Consider the following 21,513-nt stretch of genomic DNA (forward strand, 5'->3'; position numbering starts at 1 on the left):
CGTCCGCCGCTCGTCAGCAAAGTAGCAAGCTACTCTCTGTTACCGCTCGACTTGCATGTGTTAGGCCTGCCGCCAGCGTTCAATCTGAGCCATGATCAAACTCTTCAATTAAAAGTTTTTTCTGTTCTCATCCAATAAAGAATGAAGAACCTGCTCAATGAATTCTGAATTTATTTAATATCTTTCGATATTGAATTGACTGTGCCGAATAATTATTAAAAATAACTATTCTGTTGGTCACTCAGTTTCTCTTTCGAGAAATCACATTGAGACTCTAAATTTTTTGCCTTGCTTACCTATCTAAAAAGAAAGTTAAGCTCGGCTGTTAGAACTCAATCTGTACGAGTGCCCACACAGATGATTGCTTTATATTGTTAAAGAACGTTGCGATTAAAGTTAAATTTTATCTCGCTAGGGCTGCGCATACTACGCTTTCCTATTTTTTTGTCAACACTTAAATTTAAACTTTATAAAAATTCAAACTCAAGTTTTACTCGACTCACTGATTAACTCTTGCCCCGCTAAGCGTTGCTGTCTGCCGTCTCAGTGGGGTCGCATTATAGGGAGATCCAAAAACAGATCAACCCTTTTTTGATGAAAACTTAAATAAACTAGCTATTCGCTGAGTATTTGAACGAAACGTATAAAAACAGCACTAATCTTGGGAAATAAAGTCTATTTGCAGTGCTTTAAATACGAGAATAAATGAATAAACCTTATAGCATGATCTTAATGGAGCTAGATCATTAGTTGGATCTCATATATTAGTAAATGCTACGTGGTTAAATAAGTATGTGGCATGAAGACACGTTAAAAACAAATGGTGAATATAGGTGGAGTAGATTAGGAATATAATTATAGGCATTAAAAAGCCGAGCATAAGCTCGGCTTTTTGGTGTCTTTAAGACTTACTCAGCAGACTGCGCGTCATCTTGAACTTCTTCGGTAGCAGATGTGCGACCTACTAGTTCAATATAAGCCATTGGTGCTTTGTCACCAGTACGGAAGCCACACTTAAGAATACGAGTGTAACCACCTGGGCGATCCGCGTTACGAGGACCGATTTCACTGAACAATTTACCAACTACTTCATTATCACGCGTGCGAGCAAACGCTAAACGGCGATTTGCTACACTGTCAGTCTTAGCCAGTGTGATTAAAGGTTCAATTACACGACGTAACTCTTTCGCTTTAGGCAATGTAGTTTTGATGATTTCGTGTTTCACCAAAGAACCTGCCATATTGCTGAACATCGCTTTACGATGGCTGCTGTTACGGTTTAATTGACGACCACTCTTACGATGGCGCATGACCCTATCCTTCTAACTAAACTAATATAGTGATTTAGATTATTCAGCTAGGCTTGCAGGTGGCCAATTTTCTAGGCGCATACCTAGAGAAAGACCACGTGAAGCTAGCACGTCTTTAATTTCAGTTAGAGACTTCTTACCTAAGTTAGGCGTTTTAAGAAGCTCTACTTCTGTGCGCTGAACTAAATCACCGATATATTGAATTTGCTCGGCTTTCAAACAGTTTGCAGAACGTACTGTTAATTCAAGATCATCGACTGGACGAAGTAGAATAGGATCGAATTCTGGCTTCTCTTCTTTCTCTTCTGGCTCAGTAACATCACGTAAATCTACGAATGCTTCTAATTGCTCAGCTAAGATAGTAGACGCACGGCGGATCGCTTCTTCAGGATCTAAAGTGCCGTTTGTTTCCATATCAATGATTAACTTGTCTAAGTCTGTACGTTGTTCAACACGTGCTGATTCAACCGAGTACGCAATACGTTCAACTGGACTAAATGATGCATCAAGCAACAATCGACCAATTGGACGCTCATCGTCATCAGAGGATAAACGGCTAGATGCCGGCACATAACCACGACCGCGTTCAACACGAATTCGCATGCTGATCGCGCTGCTATCTGTCGTTAAATGACAAATAACGTGATCTGGGTTAGCAATTGTTACATCGCCATCGTGCTGAATATCTGCCGCAGTCACAGGGCCTACACCAGACTTAGTCAGGGTAAGAAAAACTTCATCTTTACCTTCTAAAGTTACTGCTAGACCTTTAAGATTTAACAGAATTTCAATGATGTCTTCTTGTACGCCTTCTTTCGCGCTGTACTCATGCAACACACCGTCGATTTCAACTTCGGTAACTGCACAACCAGGCATAGACGAAAGAAGTATACGGCGTAAGGCATTACCCAACGTATGACCGAAGCCACGCTCTAATGGTTCTAAAACAACTTTAGAACGTGTTGGGTTTATAGCGTCGATATCGACTAACCTTGGTTTTAGAAATTCTGTAACAGAACCCTGCATTTTATCCTCTCTTAACTCTTAACTTTACTTAGAGTAAAGTTCGACGATTAGTTGTTCATTAATGTCCGCAGACAGATCTGAACGCTCAGGTAGGCGTTTAAAATTACCTTCCATTTTCTTACCGTCAACTTCAACCCAAGTCGGTTTTTCACGTTGCTCGGCTAGTTCTAGAGCAGCGATGATACGAGCTTGTGTCTTAGACTTTTCACGGATAACTACTACATCTTCTGGAGTAATTACAAATGAAGGAATGTTCACAACACGACCATTAACTAAAACCGCTTTGTGGCTTACTAGCTGACGTGCTTCAGCACGTGTGCTTGCAAAACCCATGCGGTATACAACATTGTCTAAACGTTGCTCTAAAAGCTGTAACAAGTTTTCACCTGTGTTGCCCTTAAGGCGAGCAGCTTCTTTATAATAGTTACGGAATTGCTTTTCTAATACACCGTAGATACGACGTACTTTTTGCTTTTCACGTAATTGTAAACCGTAATCAGATAAGCGACCTTTACGAGCGCCGTGCTGACCAGGTGCAGTCTCAAGTTTACACTTAGAGTCGATAGCTCTTACGCCGCTCTTAAGGAACAGGTCAGTGCCTTCACGACGACTCAGCTTGAGCTTAGGGCCCAAATATCTTGCCATGTTATTTCTCCTAACCTATTGTTAAACGCGACGTTTCTTCGGTGGACGACAACCATTGTGTGGTATAGGCGTCACGTCAGTAATGTTGGTAATACGGTAACCAGCAGCATTCAAAGCACGTACAGCAGATTCACGACCTGGACCTGGACCTTTGATGAAAACTTCTAGATTTTTTAAACCGTATTCTTGAGCAGCAGTACCTGCACGCTCTGCAGCAACCTGAGCAGCGAATGGTGTAGATTTACGTGAACCACGGAAACCTGAACCACCGGCAGTAGCCCATGATAGTGCATTACCTTGACGGTCGGTAATTGTAACAATAGTGTTGTTGAAAGACGCATGAACATGAGCCATACCATCAGCAACTTGCTTTTTAACCTTTTTACGACGAATTGGTGTCTTAGCCATAATACTATCCCCTTATCGCTTAATAGGCTTACGAGGACCCTTACGGGTACGCGCGTTAGTCTTAGTTCTTTGACCACGAAGTGGTAAAGAGCGACGGTGACGTAGGCCACGGTAACAACCAAGGTCCATAAGGCGCTTGATATTCAAAGTAACTTCACGACGAAGGTCACCTTCTACAGTGTACTTGCTTACTGCTTCACGCAATACATCAAGTGTTTCGTCTGAAAGTTCACCGATTTTTGTGGTTTCGGCGATACCAGTCGCTACTAAGATAGCCTTAGAGCGAGTCTTACCTATGCCATAAATAGCTGTTAAACCAATAACTGCATGTTTATGATCAGGGACGTTAATGCCAGCAATACGGGCCACTAACACATCTCCTATATTTGAATTCGGTTATCATCTGTTTGAAGAGCCCGTAAGGATACTCAAACGAAGACCAAATCACTACTGAAAACACAGGCCGAGTAACCTCAGCCTGTACGACTTATTAATTAACCTTGCCTTTGCTTATGCTTAGGCTCACTGCAAATTACACGTACAACACCGGCACGTTTAATAACTTTACAGTTACGGCATATTTTCTTAACGGAAGCACGTACTTTCATTGCTCAACTCCGTAAACTGACCTTATCGACCGTAGCCTTTAAGGTTCGCTTTTTTCAGCACAGAATCATATTGATGAGACATCATATGAGTTTGTACTTGTGCCATAAAGTCCATGATGACAACAACGATAATCAAAATTGATGTACCGCCGAAGTAGAATGGCGTTTGCCATGCCATCGTCATGAATTCGGGCACCAGACAGATAAAGGTTATATACAAAGCACCTGCCAATGTCAGGCGTGTCATCACTTTATCAATGTATTTCGATGTCTGCTCGCCTGGACGAATACCTGGGATAAATGCGCCAGATTTTTTCAGGTTATCTGCTGTTTCACGTGGGTTAAACACCAACGCTGTATAGAAAAAGCAAAAGAAGATAATGGCTGCGGCTAAAACTAATGCATACAATGGCTGACCTGGAGTCAACGTTGAAGCAATAGCTTGTAACACATCAGCGACAGGACCTTCACCCTGACCGAACCAGCTGGCAATAGTACCAGGGAACAGTATTATACTGCTAGCAAAGATTGGTGGAATAACACCCGCCATATTAACTTTCAGTGGTAAATGCGTGCTTTGGGCAGCAAATACTTGACGACCTTGTTGACGCTTTGCGTAGTTAACGACGATACGACGTTGCCCACGTTCAAAGAATACTACAAGATAAGTTACAGCGAATACGATTACCGCAATCAATAACAATGCTAAAACATGTATGTCACCTTGGCGCGCCATTTCGGCTGTCGAACCGATAGCAGACGGCAGGTTAGCTACAATACCAACAAATATTAGAACTGAAATACCGTTACCGATACCTCGCTCAGTAATTTGCTCGCCCAACCACATCAGGAACATGGTACCTGTTACTAAACTCACCACTGCGGTGAAATAGAAACCCATACCAGGGTTAACAACTAACCCGTCCATCATACCCGGTAAGCTTGTGGCAATACCGATTGATTGGATAGTAGCAAGCAAAAGCGTGCCATAGCGTGTGTACTGGCTTATTTTCTTACGCCCTTGTTCACCTTCTTTCTTAAGCTCTATAAACGGAGGATACATATGCGTTAATAGTTGCGTAATAATTGAAGCTGTGATGTAAGGCATAATACCCAGTGCTAACACTGAAGCGCGCTCAAGCGCACCACCGCTGAACATGTTAAACATTTCAACAATGGTGCCCTTTTGTTGCTCGAAGAAATCGGCAAGTACAGCGGCGTCAATCCCAGGGATCGGCACAAATGAACCTAGACGGTAAATAATGATAGCGCCCAATACGAATAGTAATCGACGTTTCAATTCCGAAAGCCCACTTTGTGCACTTTGTATATCTTGACCTGGTTTAGCCATTAGTACTTCCTTAGTCTTCTACCTTGCCTCCGGCAGCTTCAATAGCTTCGCGAGCACCTTTAGAGGCTTTAAGGCCTTTTACAGTAACTGCGCGTGAAACTTCGCCAGATTTAACAACTTTAACGAACAGAACGTTCTTTTTAACTAGACCAGCTGCTTGTAACGTACTTAGGTCTACCACATCGCCTTCTACTTTAGCGATTTCGTATAGGTTTATTTCTGCAGATACTAAAGATTTGCGAGAAGTGAAACCAAACTTAGGTAGACGACGTTGCATAGGCATTTGACCGCCTTCAAAACCAACGCGTACTTTACCGCCAGAACGTGACTTTTGACCTTTGTGACCACGACCACCAGTCTTACCTAGACCAGAACCGATACCACGACCAACACGTTTTGGAGCAGATTTAGAACCTGCAGCAGGAGAAAGTGTATTCAAATGCATTCGAATTACCCCTCAACCTTAACCATGTATGAAACTCGGTTAATCATACCACGCACACATGCTGTGTCTTCTAACTCAACAGTGTGATTGATACGACGTAAACCAAGACCGCGTAATGTAGCTTTATGCTTCGGTAAACGACCGATAGAGCTCTTTACTTGTGTTACTTTTACAGTTTTATTAGCCATGGTTTACCCCAGAATCTCGTCTACTCGAAGACCACGTTTAGCAGCGATCGACTGAGGAGAATTCATATTCTCAAGAGCTGAGATCGTTGCACGTACAACGTTGATCGGGTTAGTAGAACCGTAACATTTAGAAAGTACGTTCTGCACACCAGTCACTTCAAGTACTGCACGCATAGCGCCACCTGCGATGATACCAGTACCTTCAGAGGCTGGTTTCATGAACACTAGTGAGCCAGCATGACGCCCTTTAACAGGGTGCTGTAATGTGTTGCCATTTAGGTCTACGTTGATCATGTTGCGACGTGCTTTTTCCATTGCTTTTTGAATAGCAGCTGGAACTTCACGAGCTTTACCATAACCGAAACCTACTTTACCTGCGCCGTCACCAACTACTGTTAGTGCAGTGAAGCTAAAGATACGACCACCTTTAACTACTTTAGACACACGGTTTACCGCGATTAGCTTTTCAGCTAGATCAGGCTGTTGTTGCTTTGCTTCTACGTTAGCCATTGTCTACTCCTAGAATTGCAAACCGGCTTCACGCGCAGCATCAGCTAGCGCCTTCACACGGCCGTGATATTTAAAGCCACTGCGATCAAAAGCAATCTTTTCGATGCCTTTGTCAGCCGCACGTTCTGCAACCGCTTTACCAACTGCTTGCGCAGCTGCTAGGTTGCCTGTGCCTTTAACTGTTTCGCTAATAGCTTTTTCAACAGTAGAAGCAGCAGCCAGTACATTACCCTCAGCAGTAACTACTTGAGCGTATATGTGACGTGGCGTGCGGTGGATAACAAGACGCGTTGTGCCTTGTTCAATATAATTTCTACGAGTGCGTTTAGCACGACGTAGACGAGCTGTTTTTTTATCCATCGTCTTACCTTACTTCTTCTTAGCCTCTTTACGGCGTACATTCTCATCTGAATAACGAACACCCTTACCTTTATAAGGCTCAGGTTTACGGTATGCACGAATGTTAGCAGCTGTTTGACCAACTAACTGCTTATCTACGCCCTTAACTAGAACTTCTGTTTGGCTTGGAGTTTCAATCGTAATTCCTTCAGGAACTGCGAAATTAACTGGATGTGAGAAACCAAGAGTTAAGTCTAAAACTTTACCCTTTGCTGCTGCACGGTAACCAACGCCTACTAACTGAAGTTTCTTCTCGTAACCTTCATGCGTACCAACAACCATGTTGTTGATAAGAGCGCGAGCAGTACCTGCTTGTGCCCATGCATTGGCTACGCCTTCACGAGGTAAAGTTGTAATAACGTTGTCGTTAAGTTGTACTTCAACAGCTGAGTTGATAGTACGCGTTAATTCGCCGTTTTTGCCTTTAACTGTGATGTCCTGGCCTTTTAATGTAACTTCTACACCGGCAGGAACATTAATTGGTGCCTTTGCTATGCGAGACATAGTTCCCCTCCGATTAAGCTACAAAACCAATGATTTCACCACCAACACCAGCACTACGTGCGGCGCGGTCTGTCATTAGGCCTTTAGAAGTTGATACGATAGCGATACCTAGACCACCCATTACCTTTGGTAATTCGTCACGTCTCTTATAGATACGTAAACCAGGGCGGCTAACACGCTGGATATTTTCAATAACAGCTTTGCCTTCGAAGTATTTCAACTCGATAGAAAGCTCAGGTTTAACATCACCATTGATTTCGAAATCAGTGATATAACCTTCATCTTTTAATACTTTAGCTAATGCTACTTTCAGCTTTGAATTAGGCATCGTTACAGATACTTTCTTCGCTGACTGACCGTTACGAATTCGTGTGAACAAATCCGCGATAGGATCTTGCAAGCTCATAGTCTTACTCCCGTGATTCTATTACCAGCTAGCCTTTTTAAGGCCAGGAATTTCACCGCGCATAGCTGCTTCGCGAACTTTAATACGGCTCATGCCGAATTTGCGAAGGTAACCATGTGGGCGGCCCGTAATGTTACAACGATTACGTTGACGTGCAGGGCTAGAATCACGCGGTAAAGCTTGTAGCTTAAGTACTGCGTCCCAACGATCATCGTCAGATGTTTTCACATCACTGATGATAGTTTTTAGTGCTGCGCGCTTTTCAGCGAACTGAGCAACTAATTTAGTGCGCTTTGCTTCGCGCGCTTTCATAGAATTCTTTGCCATAACCCTACCCTTATTTCTTAAATGGGAAGTTAAACGCTTCTAACAACGCACGGCCTTCCTCATCTGTTTTCGCAGATGTAGTGATTGTGATATCCATACCGCGTACACGGTCTACTTTATCATAATCAATTTCTGGGAAGATGATTTGTTCACGTACGCCCATGCTGTAGTTACCACGTCCATCAAAAGACTTAGCACTCACACCACGGAAGTCACGGATACGTGGGATAGCGATTGAAACCAAACGCTCAAAAAAGTCCCACATACGCTCGCCGCGTAGGGTTACTTTACAACCAATCGGGTAGCCTTCACGCACTTTAAAGCCAGCAACAGATTTGCGTGCTTTAGTGATTAAAGGTTTCTGACCAGAGATTGCAGCTAGATCAGCAACAGCGTGATCTAAAATCTTCTTGTCAGCTAGGGCTTCGCCCACGCCCATATTCAATGTGATCTTTTCGATCTGAGGGACTTGCATGACAGAGCTGAAACCAAACTTCTCTTGAAGTTCAGCAACTACTGTGTCTTTATATACTTCATGCAGTTTCGCCATCATTCTACTCCAACTATTAGATAGTTTTACCAGTAGATTTAAAGATACGTAATTTCTTACCATCTTCAATCTTGAAACCTACACGATCTGCTTTACCCGTTTCCGAGTTGAAGATCGCAACGTTTGATGCATCCATAGACGCTTCTTTCTCAACAATGCCGCCAGCTTGGTTCAATTGTGGAACCGGCTTTTGGTGTTTCTTGATCAAGTTTATGCCTTCGACAAAGATTCGACCAGATTCAGTAACAACTGAAAGCACTTTGCCGCGCTTACCTTTGTCTTTACCTGCTAGTACGATTACTTCGTCATCACGACGGATTTTTGCTGCCATGATTGGCTCCTTACAGTACTTCTGGGGCTAGTGAAACGATTTTCATGAACTTATCATTACGAAGCTCGCGAGTCACAGGGCCGAAAATACGTGTACCAATTGGCTGCAAGTTATCATTTAAGATAACAGCCGCGTTGCTGTCAAAACGGATCAAAGAACCATCTGGACGGCGAACACCTTTTCTGGTACGCACAACTACCGCGTTTTTAACATCACCTTTCTTCACTTTACCGCGAGGAATAGCTTCTTTTACAGAAACTTTAATGATATCGCCAATCGCTGCGTAGCGACGGTGTGAACCACCAAGGACTTTTATACACTGCACTTTGCGAGCGCCGCTGTTATCAGCAACTTCCAGCTGAGTTTGCATTTGGATCATGTTAATGACCTCCGGTGTAGTTATAACAAATTGTCTTAAATTTGTTTAAAATCAAGACATTTAGATTAAAAACCACTCAAAAAACAACAGTGTTGTCTCTTAAGGGCGGGCAATTGTACCAGCATTGAAGGGGTAGCGATAGGTTATTTTTTAATTAATTTAGAATTACAGCACTAGGTAATCTTGTAGGGGAGTATATTTTGCTATTTAACAGCTGTTTATAAAACAATCAGGGTATTTTTATACCCTGATTGTTTTTTCTACGAATAAATACAGTAAAGGTTAGCCAAATAAACCTTTTAGTTTATCTTTGATTTTATCTTTTGCTTTTTCTTTGACTTCATCTTTAGCTGCTTTACTCACATCTAAACTAATACTAACATCGTGAAATGGCCCCTTGATACGCAGTGGTACTTTAAAGCCAGTGCTATTATCAGTCGTGCCCTGACCTTCAAGTGAATCGACGATACCTGTGACTAACCGATAGTTAACAGTAGCAGCAGGCAAATTGACATCCCCTTCACCACTAATGCGCACCAATGGACTCAATAAGCTCAAGTCTGTATTTTTACCCACGCCATTCGTAAAATTAAAGCTACCCGTTAACGCCGAAAAGTCAGTCTGCTGTGAATTATCAAAGCCCGTATCGAGTCCTTCAGAGACAGCGCCGAAGTTGCCTTTTATAAGCTCTTTGCCTTTGCGTACCATTTCAGCAATATTTGCGCCTTTTATTGCCCCATCAGCAAACTCAAAGGCTAACTTACCTTGTAGTGCCCCCATAAAGTCTTTTTGACTTTGCCCTGACGTCGATAAATCCCAATTAAGTGAGCCCTTACCGATCAATTTATCAAAACCTGCGGCATCAGTTAGTAAAGGTTGTGCATCTATTTTAGCTAATGAAAAGTTAGTGCTGATTTTATAAGGCGTTTGCTTTGCATTAACCGTTATTATGCCTTTACCATTACCTTTATACGCTGCAAATTTATCAAGACTAATTTTTGCTACTGCATTTTTAAGGTTTACTGTGAATTGGTTTGCACCAAGTTTTATCTCATTTGCTTTTAATCCACTTGAACGGATAACGATATTTGCATCAAGGGCATTTAAGCCACTTAAATCCATTTTGGTATTATCCCAAACTATAGGCTGTGCTGGTGCATCACTTGCAGATTCTGGAGTTTCGGTTTGAGCAACCGCTTCAGGTAAGTAAGGGTTTAAATCAAGCATGCCTAAATCTATATCAGCATTAACAGCTAAACGCTTACCTAAGCTAAGCTCGCTTTTACCTTTAACCTCTAATTCATCCAATGTAGCAATCAATTCAGATAAATTAAACCTATCATCTTTCATACGCATTTTACCGCTAACACTAAATGCGTTAAAGGCATTGTCTTTCGCATTAAGGTCAACACCTTGCCATTTGGCGATATCTTTAACTGAGTCACCACTAAGTGCCAATTGACCTTGAATATCCTTACCTTGACCTGCAATAGAACCTTTAAATTCGACATCTACTAACTTTGATGTAATATTTTTGGTTACATTAAATGTATCCCCTTCAATTACTTTGGCCGGATTATCAACCGTCACATCAAGCTCAAAACGTTCTTGCATGTAGGTAATGGCACCTTTCACTTCTAGTGTTTTATGAAGTGAAGGTAATAATATAGCTAGTTCGAGGTCGTTTATTTCTTGCTTAACCCCTGTTTTTCCATCTAAGTAAACAAACTTTCCACCATAAATAGCCACTTCCCCTAGCGAAATATCAAAATTTTCAGGTAATTTAACTGCACCACCATTTTGCTGTTGCTCAGCAGGTTTTGCTACCGCATCAAATAGTTGCCAATTAGCTTTACCGTTTTTATCCGTTTCAAGTAGAATATCTGGCTCATTGATCACAAACTTCTCTAGTTTCAGCTCACCACCAAATAATGAAAACCATGGGATGTGGATCGCAAGTTGCTGCATACTTGCCATATTTGCACGTGAGCCGCTTTTCATATTGGCAAAATGCACATCTTCAAGTTCAAGCTTTAATGAAGGAAAAACCGATAATGTTTTATCCCCTTTAATCGTTAATGTACGTCCTGTGGTTTGTTCAACCTGCAGCGAGACTTTATTAAAGATTGCGTCTGTTGGTATTAAAAAAGGTGCCGCGACGATTAAAGCTACGAACAGCAAGATTATTACACCAATTACTTTGAGTAGGGTTTTCATGATGATCCTTCGAATGTGCAAATGATGTTCTTATAATAGCGGGAGTAAGACCCAAAAGCATTGCTCCGCCTGTAAAAAATGAATTTTCCTCAGTCTATATTAATGACATGAATAGTCACTGAAACATTTTGATACCTTTAGGTTACAAAAAAACTTGACCCAATGATACCTTAAGGTTGCATTGATACCTATAGGTTACAAAAATATAAATTAACACTTTCACAGGATGGACTTTATGAAACAACAAGAGATTAAAACAGAAGAAAAATTTATGAGTCAGAACATATGGATTAGTTTAAGCGCTGGGATAGTTTGTTTACTTCTCAGTGTTTACTCACTAATAAAGCATGATATTGAGGGGCTTTTAATTGTTGGAATGAGCGTTTTATTTTATATGATTATAGTGATCATTTACGTTATTAAAGGGGGCTTTCCGTTAAAAATGTATTTTCAATACGCTTATAAAGATGAGTTTCTAAACACCATTGACACTAATGCATATAAACACACAAGTATTGCATTTGGGGTTTGCCTTCTTGGTATTTTTTATAAAAGCGATGAAATACCTACCGAATTTTCGCATGCCGCTATGGCAGTATTCTACATAGGGGTCATGCTTTTGGGATATGGCGCTTCATTGCTTTGGCAGAGCCGTGATTAGGAGTTAATGTGCACAACCATATAGCTGAATTTCGCAAAGCTGCAGGACTGTCGCAACAAGAACTAGCCGATGCGATTAGTGTGTCTCGTAAAACCATTAGCACAATCGAAACATCACGCTTTACACCGTCAGTGATCATTGCATTGAAGATAGCACAACACTTTAATACCTCTGTTGAGCATCTTTTTACGCTTGACGATGGTGATTAAACACCTTAAACGCAATCTTGTGTAGATTTGCATTAGCAAGATTGCATCCCCTTTATTCTTAGGTATGATGCATAGCCCTGTTGTTTTTAGGCTTTTTGCGCTAAAATTAAACAACTAAAAAATGTATATACTTGGAGTACCGTCCGGCATGAAAAAACTGCTTATTTCACCTTCACAAATGGCATTAGGCGATCAAGAAGGTCATATTTATCAAAATATCTTAAAGCAGGCTTCAGAGCTCAGCCTTAATCTAATGGCGGTGAAAATAGAAAATCATCCTGAAGACTTTTTAGGTTGGTGTTACGAACTGCTCAACGCTAGTCGCGATCGTATTAATTATGACTTACTTGAAAGCGCCCAATTACCTGTATTAAAAAAGCTCCATGACTTATTAATTTCAGCGATTAGCTTTTTGCAATTAAAAACTCTACGTGTAGCCCCTTGGCCTGTAGTGAGTGTTTTTATAGAGCAACATAAAGATGTATTAGCGCTTGATGAGCAATTACGCCTTACAACTTATATTGCAAGCATTCGTGAACAAACATTAAAAGATATGATCCCTGAAGATTTACTCGCTTTTAGCGGTAAACACACTTCGTCTCTTGATCCTAGTAACTACAATTTTGATGTAGAATGGTTTAGTTCAACAAAAAGCGCAAAAGGTTTTCATTTGATGCTGGGTGATCTGCCTGCATTATTTGATGATGCACTCGCGCATATACCGCTTGAAGGCGAAGTAACTGAAGCTGATTATCAAGAATTTGTTGTTAAATATTTACTCGCGTTTAACGAAAGTAATGAAAAACCAACTCTCGCACCTGCAACACGCCTATTAGCAATGCGTCGCCCTGATGTATTTACACCAATTAATAACACTCGCTTAGATGCACTTTGTTCAGCTCTGGCTATTACCAAATTAAATAACCGTGACTTTGCACGCTATTGGCAAGATATTGTGCAAACAATTAATAATATGTCTTGGTTTAAAATGGCAAATGGCGAAAGTGAATTAGACCAACAGCTTGTAGCGATTAAAGCACTGCTGCCTTGTTTATTTTATTATGCTGATAAAAACACACCAGAGAACTCTAACTACATTAAGCTACTAAACAAACCTAAACGTGCAACTAGCACTGGCACAAAAAAGGTTCGTCGCGGTAAAGAATCAGCTGAAATATTAGTTGATCGCGCTCTAGCTGCTGAGGATATGCCTGAGCATATTCGTGCCAAACGTGATTCTATTATTAGCGAAGTGCAAAAAGGCCGTGGAGTTAATGAAACAATTAGCCTAATGCGCACAATCTTTGGCTAATTTACATTAAAATTGATAAAAACCCGCTGCAATCGTTTTGTGCATGCGGGTTTTTTTATGCACCAAGAAAGTGCGTAATACTTACCTAATACAACCCACCCTCTTCCCTCTAAAAATTCACCTCTTTGTTTTTAAAGTGATAAAAATATAAATGTGCAATTTCAATTCAACTTGGCACAAGCACTGCTAATATCTTATTAGACAACTAAAAAGGGCTCGCCAATTAATAGGCTGCAACCAACTAAAATAATTACGAGTCAATAAATCAGCATAACAACAGGATACCAAACATGATTAGACTAAAAACAGTGATTGCTATAAGCGCGCTTGCATTAATGGGAACAACATCAACAACAGCTTATGCAGAAGTAACAGCTAACGTAGCAGCAACTTCAAACTACTTATGGCGTGGACAAGAGCAAACTAATGGTGATGCTGCAATATCTGGTGGTATTGATTATGTAAACGAGTCTGGTTTTTACGCAGGTACTTGGGTATCCAATGCATCTTGGGCCGATGAAATGACCTATGAACTTGATTTTTATGCAGGCTTTGGTGGCGATATTAACGAAAATATCAGTTATGACGTCGGTTATATTTATTACGCATACCCTGATGCGGCATCATCTGCTGACGCTGATTTTTCTGAAATTTACGGTAGCCTCAGCATGGGCGGTTTCAGCTTTGGTGCATCTATTTTGGCAACGTCCGCGGCAAGCGGTGATGGATCTGACTTCGGTGACTCTTTATACCTAACCGCTGATTATGGCTTCGCTATTGGTAGTAACGGGACTGAAATGGCATTGCATGTTGGCCATTACTCAGGTGACTTTATAGGCGATGACAACATCATCGACTACGGTATTTCAATCTCTAAAGATGGCTTTACACTTGGCCTGTCTAATAACGATATCGATGGCTCAGATTTAAAAGCTTACGTTGCTTACTCTGTCGATTTTAATTTATAAAAAAGAATGTGTTACTTGCTGCAACACTAAGGGCCGCAAGGCCCTTTTTTTTATATGAACCAGCCAGCAAAAAGAATATTTACAAAAAAAACAATATGATAACATTTAAACTCCAAATCACTATTAAGGATTATTATGAATTTGTCAAAGAAAGTTTCCTCTATTTTAGCACTTACTCTAATTACAATGAGCTCATTAAGTTATGCAAGCATGACATGTGGCTGCACGTCAGGTAGTATGACCGTTGTGCATGATGGCAACACTGTTAGCTACTCTTGCTCTGATGGCGGTCGTATCACTTGCGTTATAAAGTAAAATTAAGGGTTATTTAGAAAGGCATATACCTTTCTTTTCTAAGGATAGTAAAATGAATTATAAAATTTTAATTGCTCTTGGTATCGTCTCCATTTTAGGTATTGGTATTTTAAGCACTGGGCAGCCCTCAAAACTTCCACTAAACGACACACAACCAACTGATGAAACCAGCCTAAGTAATGAGGATGCTAAGCCCAAAATTGAGAAAAAAACTCTATTAAATAAAGCTTCTCATGCCGAAGTCAATCAACACAAAATTATAGAGCAAAAAGTGACAGCGATATCTAAACCGCCTATTTCAAGCCATAACGTTTTCTCTGATGAGTTTGTCTCTACCAAAGATGGCCAAGAATTTGTTTCAAAAAAAGCATTAGATGACGTATTTAAAAATGATACTTCACTATTGCTGCAACGCATGTCTAATATTGAATACTCTGAAGTTGCCCAGATCCGTAAAGATAAGCTAAACGAATTTATTATAAATGAATTAAAAGACGTTACCATTTTACAGCAAGACCTAGAGTGTGCAGGAAAGGTTTGCGCGTTAGAACTTACTTACACACAAAGCAGTAATCAAAAATCTATTGATACTATTTCTAGTTTTTCAAAAAGCTATTCTTTTCAGCAATTTACTGAAACAGAGAATGGCGATAAAAAATTAAAAGCTTTATATATTGCAACTGAAGACCCTAGCCAATTAACTCTTGCGATGGAATAAATAGCACGCATCGTGAGCGATGCTCACGGCACACTATGCCCTGTTGAACCTTGCCAAATCCGATACCATTGCTCACGGCTGAGTTTTAATTGTTTAGCTGCAACCGCAGACTCAACACGTTTGATATTGCCCGTGCCCAGTACCACTGATGGTGAGCTTGGATGCATTAATAACCACGCATAAACAACTTGATCTAGTGAACTTGCACCAATTTCTCTGCCAGCTTGCTCAAGTACGTGGCGCAAGCGAATGGCTTTATCATCGTTATCCGCAAAGATGCGCCCGCCTGCTAATGGTGACCAACACATAGGCTTGATATCAAGTAGCTGGCATTGATCCAAACTGCCATCATCCAGCGCTTTCATTTCATAGGGTGAAAACTCAATTTGATTAGTGACTAGTTCAAAATCCAAGCGTGATTGTAATAAGCTTAATTGCGATGGCGTAAAGTTAGATACGCCAAATTCCAACACATCGCCATTTTGCTTTAGGGTAGTAAATGCTTTGGCCATTTCGTCGGCATTCATTAAATAATCGGGACGATGAATAAGTAATACATCTAAACGATCTGTATTAAAATGCTTAAGGGATTGCTGCGCTGAAGCTATAATATGCCGCGCACTTGAATCATAATGGTTTGCCTGACCCGCCAACCCCAAGCTTGGAAATGCGGGCTTAATACCGCACTTGGTAATAATTTTAATATCATCACGAATGCTTGGCTTTAATAACAACACCTTACCAAACTGCGCTTCACAGCCATACTCGCCATAAATATCAGCATGATCAGTGTGCTTTACACCTGCATCTATAGCTTGCTCTAGAAAGCTTAAGCATTGCTGCGCAGAGATTTTCCAATCTAATAACCGCCAAAAACCAAGTACCAATTCATCTATTTTTCGTTCTGTGTTAGTCATAATTTACCTTACTGTTATTGCTTACTTCCTTGCCGTTAAGCCTGTGTTAATAAGCCGTTACAATTTAACTCTCATCACACATGAGTTATGCTTTATTCTACCCTCTTAATAAGGTATTAATAGCAATAATATTTGTACCTATAAATGATTAATAAAGGAATAATAACAATGAGCTCATCAAACGCCCTATCAGCATGTGTTGATATTTTTATCAGTCCAAGCAAAACCTTTAATGGCTTAAAAGACGCAAAAGGCTGGTCTTGGCTTGCCTTTACATTAATAGCTACAGCACTTGTTATTAGTACATACGTATTTTATACCAATGCGGACTCACAGTTTATTCTAGAAGAGCAAGTAGCCGCAGCCAGTATTGATGCCACGATTGGTGAACAAAAAATGATCCGCCAAAGTATGGAGCAAAGTATTGATAGCCAAGTATGGTTTGCAATTGGCGGTGGCCTTTTTGCCATAATCATCATGAATGCGCTCATTGCCGGCTACTATTTATTAGTTTCCAAACAAGATCCAGATGCTCAGCATAGCTATGGGGCTTGGTATGGTTTTGGTGTGTGGACCATGATGCCAGCAGTTATCTCAAGCTTGGGTATATTAGCTTTGGTACTTACAGCCAGTACGGATCAGCTTTCAATGAGTATTTTTAACTACGCTTCGATTAATCAATTGATTTTAGGGCTACCACTTGGTCACTCTCTCTATTCGCTAACAGAAGCCATTAGTATATTTACTGTTTGGGGCATTGCACTGGCAGCCATTGGTTTAAAGTGCTGGACTAATTTTAGTTTGAATAAAGCTATTTTGTTTGCTGCTTTACCAAATGTAATCATATTTGGTATTTGGGCGATCATCGCTCTAGTATAAAAATAAAGGCAGGTGTAATAGCCTGCCTATTGCGTATTAACAGGAAGTAAAATGAAAAAAGCAATTATAGTTACCCTTGCGATCAGCGCTTTTATTGCTCTTATTGTATCTAAGCAAATCACCGGCAATGAAGATCTAGCCGAGGTTAACATTGCAACCGTGGAACAAGGCAGTATTGCAGATTCTATTATGGCCTCTGGTAACTTGGTTTTTAACACGCAAGTACAGCTGCGCTCTGAGGTAACAGGCCGTGTAGACAAAGTATTTGTTGAGGAAGGACAGAGTGTACAACAAGGCGATATTCTAATGCGCCTTGATACCACCGCATTTGAATCAGAAGTAACACGTAACAAAGCTGTTTTACGTGCCAGCGAAATAGAGATTAAACACAGTAAAACTCGCCTGCTGAATATTGAACGCCAATTAAAGCGTCAAAAAGAGCTTTATGATGTAGGCCTCGCTGGTCAAGAAGTGTATGAAAATCTGAAAAACGCAAGAGATCTTGCAAAAATAGACATTGAAGCGCGAGGTGAGGCCTATAATCAAGCTAAAGCTTCACTATCTATTGCTGAAGATAGACTCAGTAAAAGTGTATTTCGTGCCCCAATGAGCGGTTTGTTAGCCTCAGTAAATATTAAAGAAGGCGAAACAGTGATTGCTGGTACAACCAATATTATTGGCTCAGATCTTATGCTTGTTGCTGATCCTAGTGCTATTTTAGCTGAGTTAAGAGTTGATGAAACCGATATTGCTGGTATTAAACTCGACCAACATACTGATATATACGCAGCCGCTTACCCAAATCAACCTTTTACTGGCAAAGTCATTAACATTGGTACTTCGGCTAAAAACCAAGTTGGTTCGCAAGGGCTCTCATTCAGAGTAAAAGTATTGCTGGATAACACTGATCGACAATTATATGCAGGTATGAGCTGTCGCGCTGAAATTGCGACAAGTATCGCGGTTGATGGCTTAAAACTGCCTATTGAAGCAATACAAAAAGAAGATGACAAATATTTTGTGTGGCGCTTAAATGATGACAATACCGTTACTAAAACGTACGTAAAAGTTGGTATTTCATCTGATATTGAACAAGCGGTCACTAGTGGTTTGGATAAAGGTCAGCGTATAGTGATTGGCCCTGCTCGCCCTGTTAGTAAGTTAAAAGAAAACGATACAGTAAAAATTAAACAATCTATCGCCAAGGATGCTAAATAATGTCTGCGGTCATTAAGCTTGAGCACATTAACAAGCAATACAAAATGGGTGATCAAATATTTAAAGCCCTTGATGATGTAAACATTGTAATTGAAGAAAACGAATACGTTGCTATTATTGGCCCTTCGGGTTCTGGCAAATCAACCCTAATGAACTTACTTGGCTGTTTAGATACACCAACCAGCGGTGACTACTTTTTAAAAGATAAGCTCGTAAAAAGCATGACTGAAACCGAACTTGCTCATCAGCGCAATGAAAGTGTGGGCTTTATTTTTCAAAGCTTCAATCTGTTGCCTCGTGCGTCCGCACTCGAAAATGTTATGCAACCTTTGGTTTATCGGTTTATTCCTGCTAAGCAACGTAAAGAAAAAGCACTCGAAGCATTACAACGAGTAGGCCTTGGCGATAAAGTAAATCACCTATCAAACCAGCTTTCGGGTGGCCAGCGCCAACGTGTTGCCATTGCCCGTGCTTTAGTGACTAAGCCACATATTTTGCTTGGCGATGAACCAACTGGCAACCTAGATAGTAAAACCACCACCGAGATTATGGCTTTATTCGATGAGCTACATAACGAAGGCCATACCATTATATTGGTAACTCACGAACAAGAGATTGCTGATCACTGCCAACGTGTCATTCGCTTAGTCGATGGTAAAGTTGTCAGTGATGTACGCAAAGGTACGGGAGAAAAACAAAATGTTTAAATCCGCCATTGCTATCATAGAAGGCACTAAAGCTGCATTAATGGCCATTAAGGCCAACGCAATGCGCAGTGCCTTAACCTGCTTAGGGATCATCATTGGGGTGGCCGCAGTTATAACTGTGGTTGCTGTTATGCAGGGTTTTACCAAACAGATTAACGATCAATTAGCCGACATGGCACCAGATGTAACTTCTATTAAGCCATTTACCAGTATTGAACAAGAAATGGTTGGCAAAAACGCCAAGCTAACTTACACAGACTTTTTAACCTTAAAAGCCCGAGTAAAAGAAGCTGAAACATTTACCGCTTTAATGTTTACTTGGCGCTTTTCTGGTGGTGCTGAATATGGTAATAAAAGCCACTCATCACGTGTTATGGGAACAGAGCAAGATTATCAAAAAGCCTATAGAACGTTCCCTGAACTTGGTCGTTTCATTCGTGCGGAAGACGATGAAAAACGCCGTCGCGTCGCTTTTATTGGCCCCTCCATCATCGAAAAACTTAATTTACCAGAGAACCCTGTTGGCGAGTATATTAAGCTCGGTGGTGAATGGTTTAGAATTATCGGTGTAGCCGAAAAACAAGGCAGCTTGCTAGGCTTTGATCAAGATGATTATATAAATATTCCTATCAGTACAATGAGCGCACTAGAAGGCGCGAACAGCAGTAGTAATGTACAAATAATGTTTAGGCTTAAAGAAGGCAGCGATGAAGAGTTGGTACTGGCCAAAATCACTCGAATTTTACGTCAATTACACAAACTTAAAGATGATGATGAAAATGACTTTGAATTTGAAACCGCTGAAAAAGCCCGCGCGAATGTTGATAAATTTACAGGCAGTGCCACCGCTATAACAGCTGGGATAGTCGGGATTAGTCTCATTGTTGGCGGCATTGGTGTTATGAATATTATGCTAGTATCAGTAACAGAGCGCACGCGTGTTATTGGTACACTCAAAGCACTTGGCGCAACCCCAGGGTTTATTATGCTCCAGTTTTTAGTTGAAGCTGTAGTATTGTCGTTATTTGGTGGCTTAATTGGTCTTGCTATTGGTTATGGGGCTGCAACATTGATCTCATTATCAATGCCCAGTATGCCGGATGCGTATATACCGGCTTGGGCCGTTATGCTGTCGTTCGGTTTTACTTCGTTAATTGGGATCGTGTTTGGATTAGCCCCCGCGATAAAAGCTGCAAGGCTAAACCCAATAGATGCATTACGCTACGAATGATCATTGCACTTTATAAGGTACCTTAGCGCAGCTTACTTCTACTGTTTTAGGGTACCAAGCAGGGCCTACTTCATTCACAACGAGCTCAGCCACGCCATTGGAAAATGATTTATAGGTATGTACACTTTGCCATTGCGAATCAGGGCAAACATCTGATAAATCAACAGTATCTGATCCTTCATAAAGTGCAGCTGCAAAGTTATGATGCCATTGCTCACTTTTATGATTGGTAGCCAAGTCATCATACTGACCGTTATCAAAATGGATGTTAGTACAACCCGTCAGTGCTATAAATGCTACACCCAGCATTAATTGTGCTATATTTTTCATATCCCCGCTCCTTTGTTTTTCTGTTCATCACACCACACTTTAATTGTATGAGGTGAATAGATGCCCAAGGTAACTAACCCCAGTGCCCCATCTGTAAAAGTTTGCTGCGACTGCATCTGTACAACAGCTTGCTCACCACATACTTCTTTTACATCAACACGTTGATCACCAACCAGTCCCCACATAAAAAATGGGCGGCTATCTTGATATGTTGGCGAGGTACTTACTTTTGCCATCTTTTGTGGCTGAATCGTAACTGCTGAGCACCCAGAGAGTATCAGCAATAATAATGTAGTTAGAAAAGCCTTCATGGCCTTGTCCTTGTGTGTTGGTTTGGAAAGTCATCATTATACATTCGCCTTTACTGTAAAATAAGTAAGAAACTGTTGTAAAAATGTAGACTCCTGTAAGCTTTAGGGCTGCTCATTATTGGACTGAACTTTT

General features: G+C 40.8%; 31 protein-coding genes and 1 rRNA gene. 10 read left to right on the plus strand and 22 right to left on the minus strand.

Annotated features, from left to right (window positions below):
* From ACJJVX_RS20155 to ACJJVX_RS20245, 19 genes are all read right to left on the minus strand, one after another.
* Positions 1–111: ribosomal RNA gene (locus ACJJVX_RS20155) — 16S ribosomal RNA — on the minus strand; the annotation flags it as partial.
* Positions 112–908: 797 nt separating this feature from the next.
* Positions 909–1,310, minus strand: a complete 402-nt coding sequence (gene rplQ / locus ACJJVX_RS20160; RefSeq protein WP_054206426.1) for a 50S ribosomal protein L17 — start codon at positions 1,308–1,310, stop codon at positions 909–911.
* Positions 1,311–1,349: 39 nt separating this feature from the next.
* Positions 1,350–2,336, minus strand: coding sequence for a DNA-directed RNA polymerase subunit alpha (locus ACJJVX_RS20165; protein WP_054206425.1), 987 nt, complete (start codon positions 2,334–2,336; stop codon positions 1,350–1,352).
* A 24-nt stretch (positions 2,337–2,360) separates the two neighbouring features.
* Entirely contained in the window at positions 2,361–2,981 is a 621-nt protein-coding gene (gene rpsD, locus ACJJVX_RS20170; protein WP_016710205.1) for a 30S ribosomal protein S4, read from the minus strand.
* A 21-nt stretch (positions 2,982–3,002) separates the two neighbouring features.
* On the minus strand, positions 3,003–3,389 hold the full coding sequence (gene rpsK / locus ACJJVX_RS20175) for a 30S ribosomal protein S11 (RefSeq protein ID WP_002959471.1): 387 nt from the start codon (positions 3,387–3,389) through the stop codon (positions 3,003–3,005).
* 12 nt (positions 3,390–3,401) lie between these two features.
* Complete coding sequence (gene rpsM / locus ACJJVX_RS20180) at positions 3,402–3,758, minus strand: 30S ribosomal protein S13 (RefSeq protein ID WP_054206424.1); 357 nt, start codon at positions 3,756–3,758, stop codon at positions 3,402–3,404.
* A gap of 125 nt (positions 3,759–3,883) precedes the next feature.
* Positions 3,884–3,997, minus strand: a complete 114-nt coding sequence (gene rpmJ, locus ACJJVX_RS20185; protein WP_002959476.1) for a 50S ribosomal protein L36 — start codon at positions 3,995–3,997, stop codon at positions 3,884–3,886.
* 22 nt (positions 3,998–4,019) lie between these two features.
* Positions 4,020–5,348 (minus strand): preprotein translocase subunit SecY, encoded by a 1,329-nt coding sequence (secY, locus tag ACJJVX_RS20190; protein ID WP_054206423.1) that lies wholly within the window; start codon positions 5,346–5,348, stop codon positions 4,020–4,022.
* 10 nt (positions 5,349–5,358) lie between these two features.
* Positions 5,359–5,793, minus strand: a complete 435-nt coding sequence (gene rplO / locus ACJJVX_RS20195) for a 50S ribosomal protein L15 (RefSeq protein WP_054206422.1) — start codon at positions 5,791–5,793, stop codon at positions 5,359–5,361.
* A gap of 5 nt (positions 5,794–5,798) precedes the next feature.
* The gene (gene rpmD, locus ACJJVX_RS20200) at positions 5,799–5,981 is read right to left on the minus strand and encodes a 50S ribosomal protein L30 (RefSeq protein WP_004589203.1); all 183 of its coding nucleotides are present in this window, start codon (positions 5,979–5,981) and stop codon (positions 5,799–5,801) included.
* Positions 5,982–5,984: 3 nt separating this feature from the next.
* On the minus strand, positions 5,985–6,491 hold the full coding sequence (gene rpsE, locus ACJJVX_RS20205) for a 30S ribosomal protein S5 (protein WP_002959485.1): 507 nt from the start codon (positions 6,489–6,491) through the stop codon (positions 5,985–5,987).
* Between the two features lie 9 nt (positions 6,492–6,500).
* Complete coding sequence (gene rplR, locus ACJJVX_RS20210; protein WP_054206421.1) at positions 6,501–6,851, minus strand: 50S ribosomal protein L18; 351 nt, start codon at positions 6,849–6,851, stop codon at positions 6,501–6,503.
* Between the two features lie 9 nt (positions 6,852–6,860).
* Positions 6,861–7,394, minus strand: coding sequence for a 50S ribosomal protein L6 (gene rplF / locus ACJJVX_RS20215; RefSeq protein WP_054206420.1), 534 nt, complete (start codon positions 7,392–7,394; stop codon positions 6,861–6,863).
* Between the two features lie 13 nt (positions 7,395–7,407).
* Positions 7,408–7,800 carry a 30S ribosomal protein S8 gene (rpsH, locus tag ACJJVX_RS20220; RefSeq protein ID WP_054206419.1) on the minus strand — a complete coding sequence of 131 codons (393 nt, stop codon included), beginning with the start codon at positions 7,798–7,800 and terminating at the stop codon, positions 7,408–7,410.
* A gap of 21 nt (positions 7,801–7,821) precedes the next feature.
* Positions 7,822–8,127: a 30S ribosomal protein S14 gene (gene rpsN / locus ACJJVX_RS20225; protein ID WP_054206418.1), complete on the minus strand. Its 306-nt coding sequence runs from the start codon at positions 8,125–8,127 to the stop codon at positions 7,822–7,824.
* Positions 8,128–8,137: 10 nt separating this feature from the next.
* Positions 8,138–8,677, minus strand: a complete 540-nt coding sequence (gene rplE, locus ACJJVX_RS20230) for a 50S ribosomal protein L5 (RefSeq protein ID WP_054206417.1) — start codon at positions 8,675–8,677, stop codon at positions 8,138–8,140.
* Between the two features lie 16 nt (positions 8,678–8,693).
* Positions 8,694–9,008, minus strand: a complete 315-nt coding sequence (gene rplX / locus ACJJVX_RS20235) for a 50S ribosomal protein L24 (RefSeq protein ID WP_054206416.1) — start codon at positions 9,006–9,008, stop codon at positions 8,694–8,696.
* 10 nt (positions 9,009–9,018) lie between these two features.
* Positions 9,019–9,387, minus strand: coding sequence for a 50S ribosomal protein L14 (gene rplN, locus ACJJVX_RS20240; protein ID WP_002959498.1), 369 nt, complete (start codon positions 9,385–9,387; stop codon positions 9,019–9,021).
* A 282-nt stretch (positions 9,388–9,669) separates the two neighbouring features.
* Positions 9,670–11,604 carry an AsmA family protein gene (locus tag ACJJVX_RS20245; protein WP_054455625.1) on the minus strand — a complete coding sequence of 645 codons (1,935 nt, stop codon included), beginning with the start codon at positions 11,602–11,604 and terminating at the stop codon, positions 9,670–9,672.
* Between the two features lie 235 nt (positions 11,605–11,839).
* On the opposite strand from ACJJVX_RS20245, the gene ACJJVX_RS20250 reads away from it, so the two are divergent.
* The 6 genes from ACJJVX_RS20250 (at position 11,840) to ACJJVX_RS20275 (ending at position 15,787) form a co-directional block, all read left to right on the plus strand.
* A complete protein-coding gene (locus ACJJVX_RS20250) occupies positions 11,840–12,265 on the plus strand; it encodes a hypothetical protein (RefSeq protein ID WP_054455623.1) in 426 nt (141 codons plus the stop codon).
* A gap of 8 nt (positions 12,266–12,273) precedes the next feature.
* Positions 12,274–12,474: a helix-turn-helix transcriptional regulator gene (locus ACJJVX_RS20255; protein WP_054206413.1), complete on the plus strand. Its 201-nt coding sequence runs from the start codon at positions 12,274–12,276 to the stop codon at positions 12,472–12,474.
* Between the two features lie 148 nt (positions 12,475–12,622).
* Positions 12,623–13,786 carry a hypothetical protein gene (locus ACJJVX_RS20260; protein ID WP_054206412.1) on the plus strand — a complete coding sequence of 388 codons (1,164 nt, stop codon included), beginning with the start codon at positions 12,623–12,625 and terminating at the stop codon, positions 13,784–13,786.
* Between the two features lie 290 nt (positions 13,787–14,076).
* Entirely contained in the window at positions 14,077–14,754 is a 678-nt protein-coding gene (locus ACJJVX_RS20265; protein WP_054455621.1) for a TorF family putative porin, read from the plus strand.
* 135 nt (positions 14,755–14,889) lie between these two features.
* Positions 14,890–15,069, plus strand: a complete 180-nt coding sequence (locus ACJJVX_RS20270; protein ID WP_157601512.1) for a hypothetical protein — start codon at positions 14,890–14,892, stop codon at positions 15,067–15,069.
* Positions 15,070–15,121: 52 nt separating this feature from the next.
* A complete protein-coding gene (locus ACJJVX_RS20275; RefSeq protein ID WP_405633240.1) occupies positions 15,122–15,787 on the plus strand; it encodes a hypothetical protein in 666 nt (221 codons plus the stop codon).
* A gap of 23 nt (positions 15,788–15,810) precedes the next feature.
* Here the strand turns inward: ACJJVX_RS20275 and ACJJVX_RS20280 are convergent, their stop codons facing one another.
* On the minus strand, positions 15,811–16,704 hold the full coding sequence (locus ACJJVX_RS20280) for an aldo/keto reductase family oxidoreductase (RefSeq protein ID WP_405633243.1): 894 nt from the start codon (positions 16,702–16,704) through the stop codon (positions 15,811–15,813).
* Between the two features lie 168 nt (positions 16,705–16,872).
* Here ACJJVX_RS20280 and ACJJVX_RS20285 point away from each other — a divergent pair, with 168 nt between their 5' ends.
* From ACJJVX_RS20285 to ACJJVX_RS20300, 4 genes are read left to right on the plus strand one after another with little or no spacing between them, the layout of a single operon-like run.
* Positions 16,873–17,583 (plus strand): YIP1 family protein, encoded by a 711-nt coding sequence (locus tag ACJJVX_RS20285; RefSeq protein ID WP_054455612.1) that lies wholly within the window; start codon positions 16,873–16,875, stop codon positions 17,581–17,583.
* A gap of 51 nt (positions 17,584–17,634) precedes the next feature.
* Positions 17,635–18,801 (plus strand): efflux RND transporter periplasmic adaptor subunit, encoded by a 1,167-nt coding sequence (locus ACJJVX_RS20290; RefSeq protein WP_054206406.1) that lies wholly within the window; start codon positions 17,635–17,637, stop codon positions 18,799–18,801.
* Positions 18,801–19,508 carry an ABC transporter ATP-binding protein gene (locus ACJJVX_RS20295; RefSeq protein WP_054455610.1) on the plus strand — a complete coding sequence of 236 codons (708 nt, stop codon included), beginning with the start codon at positions 18,801–18,803 and terminating at the stop codon, positions 19,506–19,508. Before ACJJVX_RS20290 ends, ACJJVX_RS20295 begins: the two co-directional genes overlap by 1 nt.
* Positions 19,501–20,739, plus strand: coding sequence for an ABC transporter permease (locus ACJJVX_RS20300; RefSeq protein ID WP_054206404.1), 1,239 nt, complete (start codon positions 19,501–19,503; stop codon positions 20,737–20,739). The genes ACJJVX_RS20295 and ACJJVX_RS20300 overlap by 8 nt, the downstream gene beginning before the upstream one ends.
* On the opposite strand, the gene ACJJVX_RS20305 is transcribed toward ACJJVX_RS20300, so the two are convergent.
* Together ACJJVX_RS20305 and ACJJVX_RS20310 are read right to left on the minus strand one after the other, a co-directional pair.
* Positions 20,740–21,069 (minus strand): Bor/Iss family lipoprotein, encoded by a 330-nt coding sequence (locus tag ACJJVX_RS20305; protein WP_054206403.1) that lies wholly within the window; start codon positions 21,067–21,069, stop codon positions 20,740–20,742. It lies immediately after the preceding gene.
* Positions 21,066–21,380 carry a Bor family protein gene (locus ACJJVX_RS20310; RefSeq protein ID WP_405633249.1) on the minus strand — a complete coding sequence of 105 codons (315 nt, stop codon included), beginning with the start codon at positions 21,378–21,380 and terminating at the stop codon, positions 21,066–21,068. The genes ACJJVX_RS20305 and ACJJVX_RS20310 overlap by 4 nt, the downstream gene beginning before the upstream one ends.
* Between the last annotated feature and the right edge of the window lie 133 nt (positions 21,381–21,513).

This window comes from Pseudoalteromonas sp. Ld20, from assembly GCF_045064175.1.
GTDB classification, from domain to species: domain Bacteria; phylum Pseudomonadota; class Gammaproteobacteria; order Enterobacterales; family Alteromonadaceae; genus Pseudoalteromonas; species Pseudoalteromonas neustonica.